The 15799-nt window shown below is 64.5% G+C and carries 15 protein-coding genes; 8 read left to right on the plus strand and 7 right to left on the minus strand.

Annotation, left to right across the window (positions count from 1 at the left end):
- Positions 1-29 precede the first annotated feature (29 nt).
- Positions 30-1004, minus strand: a complete 975-nt coding sequence (locus ACO07C_RS22445) for an adenosine deaminase (RefSeq protein ID WP_421916345.1) — start codon at positions 1002-1004, stop codon at positions 30-32.
- Between the two features lie 134 nt (positions 1005-1138).
- Between ACO07C_RS22445 and ubiE the strand changes: the two genes are divergently transcribed.
- The 3 genes from ubiE to coaBC all read left to right on the plus strand — a co-directional run bounded on the left by ubiE (position 1139) and on the right by coaBC (position 5107).
- The gene (gene ubiE / locus ACO07C_RS22450; RefSeq protein ID WP_421916346.1) at positions 1139-1915 is read left to right on the plus strand and encodes a bifunctional demethylmenaquinone methyltransferase/2-methoxy-6-polyprenyl-1,4-benzoquinol methylase UbiE; all 777 of its coding nucleotides are present in this window, start codon (positions 1139-1141) and stop codon (positions 1913-1915) included.
- Between the two features lie 67 nt (positions 1916-1982).
- A complete protein-coding gene (gene ubiB / locus ACO07C_RS22455) occupies positions 1983-3557 on the plus strand; it encodes a 2-polyprenylphenol 6-hydroxylase (RefSeq protein ID WP_421916347.1) in 1575 nt (524 codons plus the stop codon).
- An 80-nt stretch (positions 3558-3637) separates the two neighbouring features.
- On the plus strand, positions 3638-5107 hold the full coding sequence (gene coaBC, locus ACO07C_RS22460; protein ID WP_421916348.1) for a bifunctional phosphopantothenoylcysteine decarboxylase/phosphopantothenate--cysteine ligase CoaBC: 1470 nt from the start codon (positions 3638-3640) through the stop codon (positions 5105-5107).
- Positions 5108-5113: 6 nt separating this feature from the next.
- On the opposite strand, the gene ACO07C_RS22465 is transcribed toward coaBC, so the two are convergent.
- From ACO07C_RS22465 to ACO07C_RS22490, 6 genes are all read right to left on the minus strand, one after another.
- Complete coding sequence (locus tag ACO07C_RS22465) at positions 5114-6550, minus strand: MFS transporter (protein WP_421916349.1); 1437 nt, start codon at positions 6548-6550, stop codon at positions 5114-5116.
- 210 nt (positions 6551-6760) lie between these two features.
- On the minus strand, positions 6761-7243 hold the full coding sequence (locus tag ACO07C_RS22470) for a DUF992 domain-containing protein (RefSeq protein ID WP_421916350.1): 483 nt from the start codon (positions 7241-7243) through the stop codon (positions 6761-6763).
- An 80-nt stretch (positions 7244-7323) separates the two neighbouring features.
- Entirely contained in the window at positions 7324-7800 is a 477-nt protein-coding gene (locus tag ACO07C_RS22475) for a DUF992 domain-containing protein (protein WP_421916351.1), read from the minus strand.
- 163 nt (positions 7801-7963) lie between these two features.
- Positions 7964-8806: a tetratricopeptide repeat protein gene (locus ACO07C_RS22480; RefSeq protein ID WP_421916352.1), complete on the minus strand. Its 843-nt coding sequence runs from the start codon at positions 8804-8806 to the stop codon at positions 7964-7966.
- 191 nt (positions 8807-8997) lie between these two features.
- Positions 8998-9270 carry a 30S ribosomal protein S21 gene (rpsU, locus tag ACO07C_RS22485; RefSeq protein ID WP_023675331.1) on the minus strand — a complete coding sequence of 91 codons (273 nt, stop codon included), beginning with the start codon at positions 9268-9270 and terminating at the stop codon, positions 8998-9000.
- A 173-nt stretch (positions 9271-9443) separates the two neighbouring features.
- A complete protein-coding gene (locus tag ACO07C_RS22490) occupies positions 9444-9830 on the minus strand; it encodes an SET domain-containing protein (RefSeq protein WP_421916353.1) in 387 nt (128 codons plus the stop codon).
- Between the two features lie 327 nt (positions 9831-10157).
- On the opposite strand from ACO07C_RS22490, the gene ACO07C_RS22495 reads away from it, so the two are divergent.
- From ACO07C_RS22495 to ACO07C_RS22515, 5 genes are read left to right on the plus strand one after another with little or no spacing between them, the layout of a single operon-like run.
- Positions 10158-11411: a sarcosine oxidase subunit beta gene (locus ACO07C_RS22495; RefSeq protein ID WP_421916354.1), complete on the plus strand. Its 1254-nt coding sequence runs from the start codon at positions 10158-10160 to the stop codon at positions 11409-11411.
- Positions 11411-11836, plus strand: a complete 426-nt coding sequence (locus ACO07C_RS22500; RefSeq protein ID WP_421916355.1) for a hypothetical protein — start codon at positions 11411-11413, stop codon at positions 11834-11836. Before ACO07C_RS22495 ends, ACO07C_RS22500 begins: the two co-directional genes overlap by 1 nt.
- 11 nt (positions 11837-11847) lie before the next feature.
- Positions 11848-12159 (plus strand): sarcosine oxidase subunit delta, encoded by a 312-nt coding sequence (locus ACO07C_RS22505; RefSeq protein WP_421916356.1) that lies wholly within the window; start codon positions 11848-11850, stop codon positions 12157-12159.
- Entirely contained in the window at positions 12156-15149 is a 2994-nt protein-coding gene (locus ACO07C_RS22510; RefSeq protein WP_421916357.1) for a sarcosine oxidase subunit alpha, read from the plus strand. The genes ACO07C_RS22505 and ACO07C_RS22510 overlap by 4 nt, the downstream gene beginning before the upstream one ends.
- Positions 15142-15726: a sarcosine oxidase subunit gamma gene (locus ACO07C_RS22515; RefSeq protein ID WP_421916359.1), complete on the plus strand. Its 585-nt coding sequence runs from the start codon at positions 15142-15144 to the stop codon at positions 15724-15726. The genes ACO07C_RS22510 and ACO07C_RS22515 overlap by 8 nt, the downstream gene beginning before the upstream one ends.
- Positions 15727-15799: the final 73 nt, after the last annotated feature.

Genomic DNA, 15799 nt, shown 5'->3' on the forward strand with positions numbered 1-15799 from the left:
AACCGCCCGTGGCCGCCGGACCACAGATTTCAGCGTGCGGCGCCGTTGAGGCGGGCAAGCAGCGCCGCTTTGGTCTTGCGGTCGACAAAGGCGGCCTCGATGGCTGTCCTGGTGACGGCGGTGAGCGCCTTGTCGTTCATCGAGAAATGCTCCGAGGCGATGTCGTATTCGCGTTTGAGCGACGTCCAGAAATAGGGCGGGTCGTCGGAATTGAGCGTCACCTTGCAGCCGGCCGCCTGCAGCGCGGGAAAAGGGTGGTCGGCGAAGCTGTCGAAGACCTTTAGCGCGATGTTGGAGCCGGGGCAGCATTCCAGCACGACGCCTTCGTCGGCGATACGCCGGACAAGGTCGGGGTTCTCGATGGCGCGCACGCCATGGCCGATGCGCGAGGGACGGATATGGTCGAGCGCCGCCTGGACGCTCTCCCAGCCCATCAGTTCGCCGGCATGGATGGTGATGCCCAGGCCGGCCTCGCGCGCGATCTCGAAGGCGCGCACGTAATCCTCGAAATCTCCCATCCGCTCGTCGCCGGCGACGCCGAAGCCGGTCACCAGCGGATGGCCGCAGCGCGCCGCGAAGCGGGCCGCCTGCTCGATCGATTCCACGCCGACATGGCGCACGCCGGTGACGATCATGCGGCCTTCGATGCCGGTCTTGGCCTTGGCCCGCGCCATGCCCTCGCCGAGCGCGTCCGTATAGGCCTTGGGCGACAGCCCCGCTTTCTTCGCATGGTCCGGCGAGGTGAAGACTTCGGAGTAGATGGCCCCGTCGCGGGCAAGGCTGGTCAGGTAATGGTCGGCCAGCCGCGCATAGTCTTCCTCCGTGCGGAACAGGTCGGCGGAAAAGTCATAAGCAGCAAGGAAGGAGGTGAAATCATGCCAGACGAACGAGCCGTTCTGGATATAGGGCGAGGTGTCCTTGCCGTATTTCAGCGCTTGACTGATGACGAGCTCTGGCGCCGCCGCCCCTTCGATGTGGCAGTGCAGTTCCGCTTTCAAAGGCATTCAATCTTCCCGTCTGTCCGGTCCAGGTTCCATAAGCCCACCGCCTGGAAGCGCGGCCGAACACCGCGCCTTAAACAATAGCGCCCGCACTGGTGATCGGCTATGGTCCCGCCGATTTTATGACGGATCGAAAAATGTCAGTTGAGAGAACCACGGCCGCTGGCGGCATGGAAACCTCCTATGGTTTCAAGCGTGTAGGGGCTGGCGACAAGCAGACCCTGGTCAACGATGTTTTCCACAAGGTTGCGAACCGCTACGACCTGATGAACGACCTGATGTCGGCGGGCCTGCACCGTGTGTGGAAGGACTCCATGGTGGCATGGCTCAACCCGCCGAAGCGGGCAGGCTGGCGCGTGCTCGATGTCGCCGGCGGCACGGGCGATATTGCCTTCCGCATCGTCGAGGCAAGCCAGGGCCATGCCCACGCCACCGTGCTCGACATCAATGGCTCGATGCTGGCCGTCGGCCGCGACCGGGCTGAAAAGAAAGGCATGTCGGGCAATACCGATTTCGTCGAGGCCAATGCCGAGGAGCTGCCATTCCCGGACGCCACGTTCGATGCCTATACGATCGCATTCGGCATTCGCAACGTGCCGCGCATCGACGTGGCGCTTGCCGAGGCTTTCCGCGTGCTGAAGCCCGGCGGGCGCCTGTTGTGCCTCGAATTCTCCGAGGTCGAGATGCCGCTGCTCGACAAGGCCTATGAAGCCTGGTCGTTCAATGCCATTCCCAGGATCGGCAAGATGGTCACCGGCGATAGCGAGCCTTATTCCTATCTCGTCGAGTCGATCGCCAAGTTTCCCAACCAGAAGAATTTCGCGGCGATGATTTCCCGCGCCGGCTTCGACCGCGTGTCTTTCCGCAATTATTCCGGCGGCATCGCGGCACTTCATTCGGGCTGGAAGCTTTGAGGGCGTCCTGCATTCCTCGTGAGCGGTATGCCGCGGGCCGGTTCAGGAAACCGGCGGGAGCCCAGTCATGAGCACCGTCAGCGCTGGATTTCGGCTGGCTCGCGCCGGCTGGGTGCTTGTCCGCGAAGGCGTCGTCGCGGCGTTGCCGGGCGAGGAACTGTCCGGCCTGCCGAAATTCGGCTGGCGTGTGGCCCGGCTTTTCACCCGCCGCCGCGCGCTCTCCTATGAGCGCAGCGACCGGCTGGGCAAGGCCGTTGTCCGACTCGGGCCTTCCTACGTAAAGCTTGGCCAGTTCCTGGCAACAAGGCCCGACGTCGTCGGCAACGACATGGCGCTCGATCTCGCCATGCTGCAGGACAAGATGCACACGTTTCCGAAGGCGGAGGCCGTGGCAGCCATCGAGGCTTCGCTCGGACGCAAGATCGGCGAGCTGTATGTCGATTTCGGCGATCCGGTCGCCGCGGCTTCCATTGCCCAGGTTCACGCCGCCGATGTCGTCCGCGATGGCGTCGTCACCAAGGTGGCGGTGAAGGTCATCCGGCCAGGCGTGCGCCGCCGCTTCTTCCACGATCTCGAAAGCTACTTCCTGGCCGCGCGCCTGCAGGAAAAATACATCCCGTCCTCGCGGCGGCTGCGGCCGGTCGAAGTCACGGAAACCCTGGCCCAGACCACCAAGATCGAGATGGATCTGCGGCTGGAGGCGGCGGCGCTTTCGGAGCTCGGCGAGAACACCAGGGACGATCCGGGATTCCGCGTGCCCATTGTCGACTGGGAGCGCACGGGCCGCGACGTGCTGACCATGGAATGGGTCGATGGCGTCAAGATGAACAACATTGCCGGCCTCGAAGCCGCCGGCCATGACCTGAAGACCATCGCCACCAACCTGATCCAGTCGTTCCTGCGCCATACGTTGCGCGACGGGTTCTTCCACGCCGACATGCATCCGGGCAACCTGTTCGTCGAGGCCAACGGCACCATCGTCGCCGTCGACCTCGGCATTGCCGGACGGCTCGGCAAGAAGGAGCGGCGTTTCCTCGCCGAGATCCTCTACGGCTTCATCACCCGCGACTATCTGCGTGTCGCCGAGGTGCATTTCGAAGCCGGTTATGTGCCGCGCCAGCACAATGTCGCGGCCTTCGCGCAGGCGATCCGCGCGATCGGCGAGCCGATCCATGGCCAGCCGGCCGAAACCATTTCGATGGCCAAGCTCCTGACGCTGCTGTTCGAGGTGACCGAACTGTTCGACATGGCGACGCGGCCGGAACTGATCCTGCTGCAGAAGACCATGGTTGTGGTCGAAGGCGTGGCGCGCACGCTCGATCCGGCCTTCAACATGTGGAAGACGGCCGAGCCGGTGGTCGGCGACTGGATCGCGGGCAATCTCGGCCCGCGCGGCCTGCTGGTCGACGCGCGCGATGGTGCCAAGGCGATGCTGGCGCTTGTCCGCCAGGCGCCCGAGCTTGCCGCCCGCACCGAGCGGCTGTCGCGCGAAATCGACCTGATGGCCGAGCACGGCCTGCGCTTCGACGAAACCACGGCGCACGCCATCGGCAAGGCCGAGGCGCGTTACAGCCGCTCCGGACGCTGGGCGCTGTGGGTGATCGCGCTGACGCTGGTCTACATCGCCTGGAAGATCATCTAGACCGATCATTTCGGCAACTTGCCGCTAGCTGATTGCATTGCTATCATTGCACTCGGCAATGTTCAGCAGAGTGCAATCATATGGCCAGTATCACCATCCGTAACCTCGACGATGAGGTCAAGGAGCTGTTGCGCCGGTTGGCGGCCGAAAATGATCGTTCCATGGAAGAGCAGGCAAGGGTGATGATCCGCGCCGCCGTCGAAGGGCAGGCCGGTTCGGTGGGACGCATCGAACAGATCGAGAAAACGCTTCGCGAACTGACTGTTTCACACGCAGCGGCGCCGATTGCTGCTTCAGTTGGCAAGATCGCATCGCGCGGCAGCCTCTCCGGCAAGCGTATCCTGCTCATCATTGGCGGCGGCATCGCCGCCTACAAGGCGCTCGATCTCATCCGGCGGATGCGCGAGCGGGGGGCGGCTGTGCGAGTGGTGATGACATCAGCGGCACAGGAATTCGTCACCACACTGTCGGTCGGCGCACTCTCCGCCGATCATGTCTTTACAGAACTGTTCGACCGCAATGACGAGCATGATGTCGGCCATATCCGCCTGTCGCGCGAGGCGGACCTTCTGGTGGTTGCACCGGCGACCGCCGACCTGATGGCGAAACTCGCCAATGGCCATGCCAACGATCTGGCTTCGACGGTGCTCATCGCCACCGACAAGCCGGTCCTGATGGCGCCGGCCATGAATCCGAGGATGTGGGCGCATCCGGCGACGCGGCGCAACCGCGCGACGCTGCAGAAGGACGGCATTGCCTTTGTCGGACCCGCAAAGGGCGAAATGGCGGAGAGCAACGAGGCGGGCGAGGGCCGCATGGCCGAGCCGCTGGAGATCGTTGCCGCGGTCGAGTCGCTGCTCGACGCCAGGCCCAAGCTGCTGTCTGGACGCAGGATCATCGTCACGTCCGGGCCGACGCATGAGCCCATCGACCCGGTGCGCTATATCGCCAACCGCTCGTCCGGCAAGCAGGGCCATGCGATCGCGTCGGCACTGGCACGTCTCGGCGCCGATGTGCGTCTGGTGTCCGGGCCGGTCGGCATTGCCGATCCGGCAGGTGTCACCACGGTGCATGTCGAAACCGCCGCCGAGATGAAGGACGTGGTCGAACGGCTTCTGCCGGCGGACGCCGGTGTGTTTGTCGCCGCGGTTGCCGACTGGCGCACGGAGAATTCGGCCGGCGAGAAGATCAAGAAAGTGGCGGGCGAGGGACCACCGGCACTGCGGATGGTCGAGAATCCCGACATTCTCGCTGGCGTCGGCCATCACAAGCAGCGGCCGACACTTGTCGTCGGCTTCGCCGCCGAGACGCAGGATCTTGTCGGCAATGCCGAGGCCAAGCTGAGGAAGAAGGGCGCCGATTTCATCGTCGCCAACGACGTGTCGCACGACAGCGGCGTTGGGTCCTCCGGGGTGATGGGTGGCGACCGCAACAAGGTGCGGATCGTGTCGAGGTCCGGTGTCGATGAATGGCCGGAGATGAACAAGGACGAGGTGGCGGCGCGGCTGGCCAGTCTGATCGCCGAGCGGCTGACGACGATCATCGTCTAGCGGCCTTCAGCCTGCCACCATTCGCGGCCGAAGCGTCGCCGAGGAAATCCTCAACGCGGCCAGGCATCCGACAATGCCAAGCGGCAGGAAGGCCAGGAACAGCCAGGAGGCGACGCTGGCGGCGGCTTCGCGATTGAGGCCTTCTGAAAAACCGCTGGCGTTGGCGACGATGCCGGTCAGCGCCGCGCCAACCGCATAGCCGATGCGCTGCATGGTCGGCACGGCGGCGGAGGCGATTGTCTGTTCGCTATCCCTTGCCGATGCGACGATAACGCGCGTCAGGAACGGCCAGGCGATGCCGAAGCCGCCACCCTGCAGCAAGGCGCAGAGCAGGATTAGCGGGATGGAGCCCGCCGGCACGGTGTAGGCGAAGCCGGCGATGCCGGCTGCGATCATCACAGCACCGCAGACGATGATCGCACGTTCGCGTTGCGGCGGCGCGTTGGCGACGAGGATCGACAGGATCGACCAGGCGATCGATTCCGCGGCGATGATATAGCCGGTGGTCAGGATCGGGATGCCGTGCAGGCTGGTCAAAAGCAGCGGCCCGTAGACGCCGAACGAGCAGGTCGCCACGGAAAAGGCCGCGACCATGGTCATGCCGGCACCGACCGGCGAGCGCCATGAGAACAGCTGCGACGGGAACAGCCGCGACAGCGGCTTCAGCGCGTCGATGCGGAAGAACAGCACGAGGCCGATCAGGCCGACAGCCATCAGCAGCGACGAACGCAGCAGCTCGATGTCGACACCGGCCGAGGCGATCAGCACGACGCTGATGGCAAGGCAGCCGAGTGCCGCGAACGGGAAGGGTGGAGCCTTGCCGTCCGTGGCTTGAGGCTTCCTTGCCTCCGGCGTGTTGAGCACGATGAAGCTTGCCGACGCCATGGCGCCGCCGCCGAAGGTGAAGATGCCGAAGGCCCAGCGCCATGACAGGACTTCCGTCATGATCGCGCCGAGCATCGGTCCGCTGAAAGCGGCAACGCCCCAGATCGCCGACATGATGCCGAAGAGTTGCGGCCAGATGGTGCGCGGGAACAGCCTTTGGACCGAGACAAAGGCCAGCGACACCAGCGCGCCGCCCCCCAGGCCCTCGACGAGTCTTCCGGCAAGGAACAGCTGCATGGACGGCGCCGTGGCGCAGATCATGGCGCCGGCCGCGTAAAGCAATGCGGCGACGACCATGTTGGTGCGTAGCGCCACATAGCTCACCAGCCGTCCGGCGGCCGCACCGGCAACGATGGCGCCAAGTTCGTAGATCGCCAGCGACCAGCCGACCAGTTGCACGCCGGCCAGTTCGCCGATCATGGCGGGCATCACGGTCGCCACCATGGTCTCGTTGGTGGCGTGCAGCAATATGCCCAGGCTGATGAAGCAGAAGCGTGCCAGGTCGCCGCTTGCCCACAAGGCGCGCCAGTCAGCCCGGTTCGTGCCGATGTCAGTCATTTCAAATTTCCCCCGACTTTCCATATCGCGGCGCCGGCGGTCGCCACCAGAAGCCAGCTTCGGTTTCCAGCAGGACCATGCGGCGCCAAAACGCCGGAACGTTCCATCCGCGCTTCCGCGGCATCGCTCCAGTCGGGCAGGTCTGTAAGACCTCAACCGCGGTTGAGCTCAAGCACTATTTTTTGGGGCTATCTTCAGGGCAGTGCGAGTTCAGTTCTCGGTGCTGCGCAGCTGGAACTGACTGACGCCTATTGCGAGGTTGACGCCGGTCTGCGTCTGCAGGCTGAGCGGCTGCAGTGTGAAGGCCTGCGACGAGCCGCCGACCAGGAGATTGGCGCCGGCGCCGACCGCCGCCGTCACTTCGGCGCTGGCGCCGACATAGTCTCCGGCCAGCGCGCCCGGCGCATAGATGTTCTTCATCGGCGTCAGCACCAGCCATTGCATCACCGTCTGCCTGGTGGTGCCGATGTCCAGCCCGTACTTGTTGACGACGCCGAAATAGGCCTCCGGCGCGAAGCTCTTGTCCGTGGGATTGAAGGTGCAGCTCAGATCCTTGGTCGAGCCGAAGATGAAGCCGGTGCCGCCACCGATGGCGCAATCGAGCACACCGAGCTCGACGCCTTGATCCTTGGCATGCGCATGAACGGAGAACGCCGTGGCGATGATGACGGCGGCGACGGTCGTCTTTTTCATGTCGGTACCCCAAATCGTTCGGCGCGGAACAGGGTTATCCTACCCGGTTCCGCGCCGTGCGACAGAGATATCGTTGAAACTTACTTGAACGAGTGGATGAGCTCGAGCGAGGTGACGGCGACAGCGAGATTGACGCCGGTTTGCGCCTGGACGCTGAGCGGCTCCAGCATGAAGGCGCTGTTCAGGCCGCCGACCAACAGATTGGCGCCACCACCGGTGACAACGGTGGCCTCGGCGTTCACACCGTAGTAGTTGCCGGCGAGATCGCCGCCATCGCGGTCCTTGGTTGCCGCCAGCACCGCCCATATCAACTGGCCCTGGTGCGTCTGGCCGATATCGACGCCGAGCTTGGAGATAACACCGGTGTAGACTTCCGAGGGGCCGCCGTGATGCGGACGGAAGACGCAGGACACCCCCTTGTTCGAGGTGATGACATAGCCGACGCCGCCGTCGATCGTGCAGTCGAGCGTGCCGAGCTGCAGCTTGCCGGCGCTGGCCGGGGCTGCGGCGAGCACCGCCGTGGCGAGGGCAGCGGCGCAGGCGAGTTTATTGATCATGTGGAGGGTCCTTTCGCAAATTGCTTCGAATAACGGCCGAAGGCCCCAGACCGTTCCGCCGAAAACTTGGCGTGATCAAGGCAACAGTTAATACACCGTTATCGCAGGACCCGAGCTGCGTCCGACCAGCGGCCGGATCCGCCGTCCGGCAACCAGCCTTTGCTCAGCTGACGCGGGCCAGGCCGTCCTTGGCCGGCTGATAGGTGGGGTCAAGGCGAATGGACTCGCGATAGGATTTCGCAGCCTTGGCCTTGTCGCCGCGCTTCTCGTAGACGAGGGCCTGATTGGCCCATGCCTCCGCGTTGCTGGCATCGAGCTTGATGGCCATGTTGAAGTCGGCGAAAGCGTTGTCCACATCGTTCGTGGCCAGATAGGACAGGCCGCGGCCGTTGTATGGCTCGGCGGCGTCGGGCGCCAACGATATGGCGGTCGAGAAATCCTCGATGGCGTAGGCATGCTGGCCCTGGCTCTGATAGATCAGGCCGCGATTGTGATAGGCGCGCGCGTCCGTCGTATCGAGCTGGATCGCCTTCTGGAAATCGTTGAAGGCGTCCTGGGTGCGGCCAGCCTTGCGATAGAGATTGCCGCGGCCGATATAGGCGGCGTCGTAGTTGCCGTTGATCTGGATCGACTTGTTGTAGTCGTCGAGCGCGGCGGACTGATTGCCGAGGAAGCGCTGGATGAGGGCGCGGTTCGAATAGGCCTGGTAGAAATTCGGGTTGAGCTGGATGGCGGTGTTGAAGTCGTTCAGCGCCGCCTGGTACTGGCCGCCACGGCCATAGGCCGACCCACGCACATTGTAGCCTTCAGGATCCTTGGGATTGCGCTGGATCACCGCCGACAGCGACGAGATGTTCTCGCTGGAGCCTTGCGCCTTGTCGATGTTGTTGAACTCGCCGTTAGGGCTGTTCGTCTGGCAGGCTGCAAGGGCCAGCCCTGAAAGCAGGACTGCCGTCAGGGCGAAGCCGCGAAATGCGACCCTGCGCTCTACGGTGATTGCGTTCATGTCTGCCCTGTCCTCGCTACGCCGCGTCGCTCAGCTCCGGCTGCCCCCTCCGGGCCGGTTCGATTTTATCGCAACATGTCAGAGCGCATGGTGTGCGCCCAAATGGGGCCACGTCGCTCTAAACAAAAAGGTGGCGGCGATTCCGCATCGCGCCACCCTTGGTATCCTTCGAAAAGGACGAAAAATTGGCGTCAGAACCGCGGCGGACGCGGTGCGCCCGCACCAGCAGCACCGGCGGCGACCGGGCGCGGCGTCATCGGCAGCAGGCCTTCGCGCTGTGCGCGCTTGCGGGCCAGCTTGCGGGCGCGGCGAACGGCTTCAGCCTTTTCGCGGGCGCGCTTCTCGGAAGGCTTCTCGTAGTGACCACGCATCTTCATTTCGCGGAAAATGCCTTCGCGCTGCATCTTCTTCTTGAGAGCGCGAAGCGCCTGGTCAACATTGTTGTCGCGGACGAGTACCTGCACGGGCAATCCTGTCTTTCGGGTTTGATATCATCAGGCAAGCGGCCATAGCCGCCTAGCCTCCGCGGCGCTTTACACCACGAATTGGGGCGGCTGATAGCAGAATCGGGACGCCCTGTCCACAGCCGAAATGAACTTGGACGGCCAAATTCCTGCCGGTTTGCGCGGCAGGGCGACTATGCCGTGGCCAGATGCAGTCTCTCGAAATCCTCGAAGAACTCACCGTAGTCGCAGGTTATCTCCTCGCCGGCGGCGATATCGCGCGTCGCGGTCGCGCCGCCATATTGCGAGAAGTCCGTGTTCGGGTTTACGGCATGGTTCATGAAGCGCCCGTTGTCGACCTCGTAGACCATGAAGCCGGGGCGGTCGGGGCTGGGGTAGGCGTATCTGTCGAGCAGTTCGCGCAGATGCGGCTCCGCCGCCTCGTATCTGTCCATCGGGATCAGCCGGTCGAAGTCCGGATCAAGCCGCCAGATCGACGCGCCCTTGCGGATGGGGTCGGCCGCGAACACGCCGACACCCTCGATTGCGCTCTGGGCGACATAGGTCCTGATCAGCATCATGGCTTCTCGCTCTCCTCGAACAGAAGTGCCTGGAAAACGGAATCGACAAATCGCGACGAAAAATCAAGGGCGGTTTACGATATTGTTCGCCGTTTCACCGGATCGCATCCCGATCGCGCCGCCTCGATGTGTGCTCTGCCAAGCGGTTGCGACGCCCGCCGCGGTGCTCGATTGCGGGCCAGTCTGGTCGAGGCGTTTTTTGTCGCGGCGCAAAACGGCAAGCGCCGTCGCAAACAGCGCAAGGGTGGAAGCGCGGTTTCGCTAGTGATACACCTCGCGCGCCGGGGCCGAGTGAACGCCCTGCCGCCCAGTTGCGAGGCCAGGACGTTGAAAAAATATTCGGTATTCGCCATCGCCCGCGAGGCCATGCGCGGCCACAAGGGCTGGGAGGAACAGTGGTCCTCGCCGGAGCCCCGGAAGGAATACGACGTCATCATCGTCGGCGCCGGCGGCCATGGCCTGGCCACCGCTTACTATCTCGCCACCGTGCACGGCATCACCAATGTCGCGGTGCTGGAAAAGGGCTGGCTCGGCGGCGGTAACACCGGCCGCAACACCACCATCATCCGCTCCAACTATCTCTATGACGAGAGCGCCGGCATCTACGACCACGCACTGAAGCTGTGGGACGGGCTCAGCCAGGAGCTCAACTACAACGTCATGTACTCGGCGCGCGGCGTCATGATGCTCGCGCATAATGTGCACGACATCCAGGTGCTCAAGCGGCATGTCCACGCCAACCGGCTGAACGGCATCGACAATGAATGGCTGACGCCGGAGCAGGCGAAGGAATTCTGCCCGCCGCTCAACATCTCCAGTGATGCGCGCTATCCGGTGGTGGGTGCCGCCTTGCAGCGTCGCGGCGGTACGGCGCGCCACGATGCGGTGGCGTGGGGCTATGCGCGCGGCGCCTCGGCGCGCGGCGTCCACATCATCCAGAATTGCGAGGTCACCGGGGTCAAGCGGGCGGCCAATGGCGCGGTCATGGGCGTCGACACGACGCGCGGCTTCATAGGCGCCAAGAAGGTCGGCGTCGTTGCCGCCGGCCATTCCTCCGTCATCATGAACATGGCCGGCGTACGCATGCCGCTGGAAAGCTATCCGCTGCAGGCGTTGGTGTCGGAGCCGGTCAAGCCGGTGGTGCCCTGCGTGGTGATGTCGAACACGGTGCATGCCTACATCTCGCAGTCCGACAAGGGTGAACTGGTGATCGGCGCCGGCACCGACCAGTATGTCTCCTATTCGCAGACCGGCGGCCTGCACATCTTGCAGCACACGCTGGACGCCATCTGCGAGATGTTCCCGATCTTCACGCGCATGAAGATGCTGCGTTCATGGGGCGGGATCGTCGACGTGACGCCGGATCGCTCGCCGATCCTGGCCAAGACGCCGGTGCCAGGCCTCTACGTCAATTGCGGCTGGGGCACGGGCGGCTTCAAGGCGACGCCGGGCTCGGGCCATGTCTTTGCCCACACGATCGCCAGGGACGATCCGCATCCGATCAACGCGCCCTTCACCATCGAGCGCTTCCGCACCGGCCGCCTGATCGACGAGGCGGCAGCGGCGGCGGTGGCGCACTGATGACGATGGCCGAGATGGCAGTCGCGATGCCGCTGATGCTGGCGGGAGAACAGGGCATGTTCCACATGCCCTCGGCCGACGAGGTGCGCCTGCAGCCAATCACCCGCGCCGGCAACGAGGCGGGGTGGCCGTTTTCGGTCGACGAGGGAATGCTGGCCTGCGTCTGGGGCGGTGGCCAGAGAGTGGTGATGTTCTTCGAGGGTCGGCCGAAAGGCCTGGATGAAGACGAGGATTTCAAACCGCGTGGCGTCATCGTCACGACAGACCCGATACAGCTGACACTCGGCAACATCGCCAACCGCGCCTTGTTTCGCGATTCCGCGAGTGTCGAGGATCGGCTGCGGCTCGTCGCGCCATTCGTGGCCATGGGCCAGAAGCTTTGCGACCAACCTCCCGGCGCCCGCGTCGGCCACGGCGAATTGTAGGAACGAACAGAATGCTTCTCATCCGCTGCCCCTATTGCGAGGAAGAGCGCCCGGAGCTCGAATTCCGCAACGCCGGCGAGGCGCATATAGCGCGCTCCGCGAACATGGCCGGCGAGAGCGACGACGATTTCGAGAAGTTCTTCTTCATCCGGTCGAACCCCAAGGGCATCATCTATGAGCGCTGGCGCCACATCCATGGCTGCGCGCGCTTCTTCAATGCCGTGCGCGACACCGTCACCGACAAGTTCCTCATGACCTACAAGGCCGGCGAGCCGAAACCGTCGAAGCTCCCCAAAAACTCCAACGAAGTGGTTGCCAAATGAGCGGTACGTTCCGCATTTCCGGCGCCGGCCGCCTCAAGCAGGCCAAGACCGCGCGGTTCAGCTTCGACGGCCAGTCCTACACCGGCATCGAGGGCGACACGCTGGCTTCGGCACTGCTTGCCAATGGCGTGCATCTGGTCGGCCGCTCTTTCAAGTACCACCGTCCGCGCGGCATCCTGTCGGCGGGAGCGGAAGAGCCCAACGCGCTGGTCGAAATCAAGCGTGACGACGCGCGCAAGACACCCAACGTGCGGGCGACCGTGCAGGAGCTCTATGACGGGCTTGCCGCGCAGTCGCAGAACCGCTGGCCGTCGCTGGCCTTCGACGTCGGCGCCGTGAATGACCTGGCGTCGCCAATGTTTTCGGCGGGCTTCTACTACAAGACCTTCATGTGGCCGAAGGCGGCCTGGAAGAGCCTTTATGAACCGAAGATCCGGGCGGCGGCCGGCCTTGGCGTTTCCCCGGACAAGCCCGATCCAGACCACTATTCATCGCGCTACGCGCATTGCGACGTGCTGGTGCTGGGCGGCGGGGCCGCCGGCATCGCGGCGGCCTTGGCCGCGGCTGAAACCGGGGCGCGCGTCATCCTGGCCGACGAACAGGCTGAATTCGGCGGCAGCCTGCGTTTCGAGAACGGCGCAAGGATCGATGGCCAGGACGGCTTTGCCTGGGCGCAAGGCGTGGTGGCGAAGCTCGCCGCCATGGACAACGTCCGCGTGCTGCCGCGCACGACCGCCTTTGGCTATTACGCGCAGAACTTCGTCGGCCTGGTCGAGCGTGTCAGCGATCACCTGAAGAGCCCCGGCCACGACCTGCCGCGCGAGCGGCTATGGCAGGTGAGGGCCAAGCGCGTGGTGCTGGCTTCTGGCGCCATCGAGCGCCACATGGTGTTCGCCGACAACGACCGCCCGGGCGTCATGCTTGCGGGTGCGGCGCGCACCTATCTCAACCATTATGGCGTGGCGGTCGGCAAAAATGTCGGCGTCTACACGGCCAATGATTCCGCCTATGCGGCTGCTATCGACCTGAAGAAGGCCGGCGTCAACGTGGCGGCGATCGTCGATCTGCGCGACAATCCGACCGGACCGGTCATCGACGAGGCGAGGTCGCTGGGCATCGAAGTCAATTTCGGCCGCGCCGTGATCCGCGCCGGCGGCAAGCTCAGAGTATCGTCGATGACGGTACAGCCGAAGAATGGCGGCGGCGAACGCACCATCCCTGTGGACGCGATCCTGATGTCGGCCGGCTGGACGCCGTCGGTGCACCTGTTCTCGCAGTCTCGCGGCAAGGTCGCCTTCAACGACGAGACCAAGCGCTTCGTCCCGGGCACCTATGCGCAGGACTGCGTTTCCGTCGGCGCCTGCAACGGCACGGACGGGCTGTCGGCCAGCGTCGACGAAGCCTATACGGCGGGCGCCAAGGCAGCCAAGGATGCCGGCGCGAAAGCAGCCAAAGGCGTCAAGCCGAAGGTCGACGCGTCCGAAAGCTGGTCACGCGGCATGCTGGGCGCCGCCCCCGGCGCCGGGCCGGACAAGACCGTAAAGGCCTTTGTCGATTTCCAGAACGACGTCACCGCCAAGGACATCCGCCAGGCAGTGCATGAAGGGATGCGCTCGATCGAGCACGTCAAGCGCTTCACAACAAACGGCATGGCGACGGACCAGGGCAAGACCTCCAACATGCACGGGCTGGCGATTGCCGCCGAAACGCTCGGCAAGCCGATTCCGGAAGTCGGCCTGACCACGTTCCGCGCGCCCTATACGCCGGTGACGTTCGGCTCGATCGTCAGCCATGCGCGCGGTCCGCTGTTCGACCCGACGCGCAGGACGGCAATCCATCCTTGGGCGCAAGCCCAGGGCGCGGTGTTCGAGGATGTCGGCCAGTGGAAGCGCGCCTGGTATTTCCCCAAGGCAGGCGAGGACATGCACGCGGCGGTCGACCGCGAATGCGTCGCCGTTCGCAACAATGCCGGCCTGTTCGATGCCTCGACGCTCGGCAAGATCGAAGTGGTCGGGCCGGACGCGGCCAAGTTCATGGAACTGCTCTACACCAACCCGTGGGAAAAGCTGGAGCCCGGCCGTTGCCGCTATGGCATCATGCTGCGCGAGGACGGCTTCATCTATGATGACGGCGTCGTCGGCAGGCTGGCGCCCGACCGTTTCCATGTGACGACGACGACGGGCGGCGCGCCGCGCGTGATGAACCATATGGAGGATTACCTCCAGACCGAGTTCCCGCATCTCAACGTCTGGCTGACCTCGATCACCGAGCAGTGGGCGGTGATCGCGGTGCAGGGTCCGAAGTCGCGCGACATCATCGCGCCGCTGGTCGAAGGCATCGACATGTCCGACGGGGCGTTGCCGCATATGTCGGTGCGCGAAGGCAAGATCTGCGGTGTGCCGACAAGACTGTTCCGCATGTCGTTCACCGGCGAGCGGGGCTTCGAGGTCAATGTGCCCGCCGATTACGGGCAGGCCGTCTGGGAGGCGCTGTGGGCCGAGGGCCAGAAGCACGGTGCGGCCGCCTACGGCACCGAGGCGATGCATGTTCTGCGCGCCGAGAAGGGCTACATCATCGTCGGCCAGGACACCGACGGCACGGTGACGCCGAACGACGCCGGTCTAGACTGGGCGGTCGGCAAGAAGAAGACCGACTTCGTAGGCATCCGTGGCCTGACGCGGCCGGATCTTGTCGCCAAGGGCCGCAAGCAGCTTGTCGGTCTCAAGACCAAGGATCCGAAAGTGGTTCTGGAAGAGGGCGCGCAGATCGTCGAGGATCCCAGGCAGCCGATCCCGATGAAGATGATCGGCCATGTCACCTCGAGTTACTGGTCGCAGAATTGCGGCCGCTCGATCGCGTTGGCGCTGGTCGCCGGCGGCCGCGACCGGATGGGCGACACGCTCTACGTGCCGATGCCGAACGGTGTGATCGAAGTGGAGGTTACCGGCATGGTGTTCTTCGACGAGACGGGAGGGCGCCTCAATGGCTAAGTCTGCTGCAAAGACAACGGCACCGGCGGCATCGCCCTCGGTCGAGCGCCGCCCGGCGCAGGCCGGACGCACGACCGCCGCGACCAACGTCAAGGTCGAGGTCCTGCCGCCGGCCGAGCGTATTTCATTGCGCGCGCCGGAGGCATCGATTGCCGCGCTGTCGAAAGCACTCGGCGTGACCTTGCCGCAGAAGCAAAAGACGTCGGCCTCGAAGGCCGGGCGCACCGCGCTGTGGCTCGGCCCTGACGAGTGGCTGGTCATCGACGAGGCCGGCAACGATCCGCTCGCCGATTGCACAGGGGTCACCGCACTGCATTCATCTGTCGGCATCTCCCATCGCAACATCGCGATTGCAGTTACTGGCGCGGGCGCGGCCGCGACGGTCAATGCGGGCTGCCCGCAGGATCTGTCGCTCGAAGCCTTCCCGGTGGGGGCGGCATCGCGGACGATACTGGGCAAGACCGAGATCGTCCTGTTGCGCAAGGCGCCGGACGAGTTCCGTGTCGAGTGCTGGCGTTCCTTCTCCGACTATGTCTTTACTTTCCTCTCGGAGGCGGCGCGCGACGCGGCGGCCTGAACGAGCAGGCGAACGGGTTTTCGGCCGAGGCGGGCAGGAACGTTGGGGGCAGCGGGCCGTTCTCCTGGGCAAG

Source organism: Mesorhizobium sp. (assembly GCF_965229135.1).
GTDB lineage: Bacteria > Pseudomonadota > Alphaproteobacteria > Rhizobiales > Rhizobiaceae > Mesorhizobium.